This is a genomic window from Candidatus Magnetobacterium casense (assembly GCF_019173545.1).
Lineage (GTDB): Bacteria > Nitrospirota > Thermodesulfovibrionia > Thermodesulfovibrionales > Magnetobacteriaceae > Magnetobacterium > Magnetobacterium cryptolimnobacter.
The window spans coordinates 1-1,897 of record NZ_JABXWD010000539.1 but is presented as its reverse complement, the minus strand read 5'-3'; the positions used below and the strand labels follow the sequence as shown (position 1 = coordinate 1,897).

Annotated in this window: 2 protein-coding genes; both read left to right on the top strand. The window is 52.3% G+C overall.

What is annotated here, in order from left to right; genetic code table 11:
* Nucleotides 1–471 (top strand): InlB B-repeat-containing protein (locus tag HWQ67_RS17310; protein ID WP_218253946.1); only part of this gene is annotated, 471 nt, incomplete at its 5' end.
* 14 nt (nt 472–485) lie between these two features.
* Complete coding sequence (locus tag HWQ67_RS17305) at nt 486–1,796, top strand: FG-GAP repeat domain-containing protein (protein ID WP_218253945.1); 1,311 nt, start codon at nt 486–488, stop codon at nt 1,794–1,796.
* Nucleotides 1,797–1,897 lie beyond the last annotated feature (101 nt).

Sequence of the window (1,897 nt, the reverse complement as noted above, 5' to 3'; positions counted from 1 at the left end):
TTTGCCGGCTATAGTGGCGACTGTACTGGCACCGTTGCCGGATGCACTCTGGTGATGACGAAGAAAATGAATGTCACGGCAACGTTTAACCGAATGTATAGCCTTACCGTCAGCACAACAGGCACCGGTAGCGGCAATGTAACTGTTTCCCCCGGAGAACTGACGTGGTCGGGCAACACCGGCACGGCAAAGTATACAGATGCTACAACGGTGGTGACCCTGACGGCAGTCCCATCGGATGGCTCAGTCTTTACGGGCTGGACTGGTGACTGTTCAGGAACAAACACCACCTGCACGGTAACCACATCGAAGAACATCAATGCCACGGCGACGTTTACCCTGAGACCCAAGTTACTCACCGTAACAAAAACAGGCACGGGCGGTGGCACGGTAACGGTGTCCCCCGGAAATCTGCCGTGGTCTAGTGGTGTAACCACGGTGGAGTACCCCGATGGTACGGTGGTAACGTGAATCAACTATAGAAAATGAGCCAATATTGGCCGGTGGAGTACCCCGATGGTACGGTGGTAACCCTGAGGGCGGGCGCATTTAACGGCTCGGTTTTTGGAGGTTGGAGCGGTGACTGCTCAGGGATGAGTAATACCTGCACGGTTACGATGTCAAAGGATATGAACGTCTATGCCGATTTTGGACTGAGCAGGACGCTTACAATAAACATCACAGGCAACGGCACGGCTACTGCTTCAAAGGGCATACTATTCTGGAACTTTAACACTGGCGTAGCATATTATGCCGATGGCATTGAGGAGACCCTTACGGCAGCTGTAATACCGGAGTCAGGGTCAATATTCAGGGGATGGACGGGCTGCGATACCACAGACGGCGGCAAGTGTACCATAAAGATGACGGCATCAAAGACCGTTACCGTCACCTTCTCCAGGGGCAATGATGACTTTGACGCCGATGGTAAGAGTGACGTGTTTCTACAGGACAGCTCTACCGGAGACACCGCTATCTGGCTTATCAATGGAATGAGTGTCTCATCTAAAGGCTATCCGGCCAAGGGGGTCTCCGACGTCTGGCGCTTTCTGGCCAAGGGTGACTTTGACGGCGATGGCAAGACAGATGCCCTCTGGCAGCACACCAATGGTGATGTTGTCATATGGTTTATGAACGCAACCAAGATAACGAAACATGCCTATGTGACAAGGAAGCTGCCGACAGAGTGGCTGTTTAATGGCATTGGTGATTTAAACGGCGACGGCAAGACCGATATCCTCTGGCAAAACACCAACGGCGATGTAAGCATCTGGCTCATGAATGGAGCAAGCATAGCAACAAAGGATTATCTGGAAAAGGGAGTATCATCAAGCTTGCAGATCAAGGGCGTTGGCGACTTTGACGGTGGCGGCACGGCCGATATCCTCTGGCAAAACACCAACGGGGATGTCGTTGTCTGGTTCATGGCCGGTCTCAGCGTTAAAAGCAAGAGCGACATAGAAAAGGCAGTATCGGCCAACTGGCAGATAAAAGCCGTGGCAGACTTCAACGGCGATGGCAAGGCAGATATTCTCTGGCAGGACAGTTCAACCAACAACGTTGTGGTCTGGCTTATCGATGGAGCGACGGTAACGTCCAAGGGCGTTGTCTCTGCGGCATTGCCCGGCAACTGGATGTTTAAGGACTCCGGCGACTACAACGGCGACGGCAAGGACGACATCCTCTGGCAGGACTCCTCCACCGGTGACGTGGCGGTCTGGTTTATGGACGGTACAAGTATAGCCGGCAAAGGGGACATCGAAAAAGCACTGCCTGCCAACTGGATGATTAAGTAAAGGGTAAAGGGTAGAAAAGTGAAAAAAGAAGGGGGTTCCCCCTTCTTCTACTCCCACTCTTAGCCCTTCATAGTGAACAGTTTTATAGCACGTTTCGATTG

What these genes read in the sequence shown, in the direction of transcription:
- HWQ67_RS17305 (WP_218253945.1), top strand. Translation starts at nt 486, where the DNA reads ATGAGCCAATATTGGCCGGTGGAGTACCCCGATGGTACGGTGGTAACC.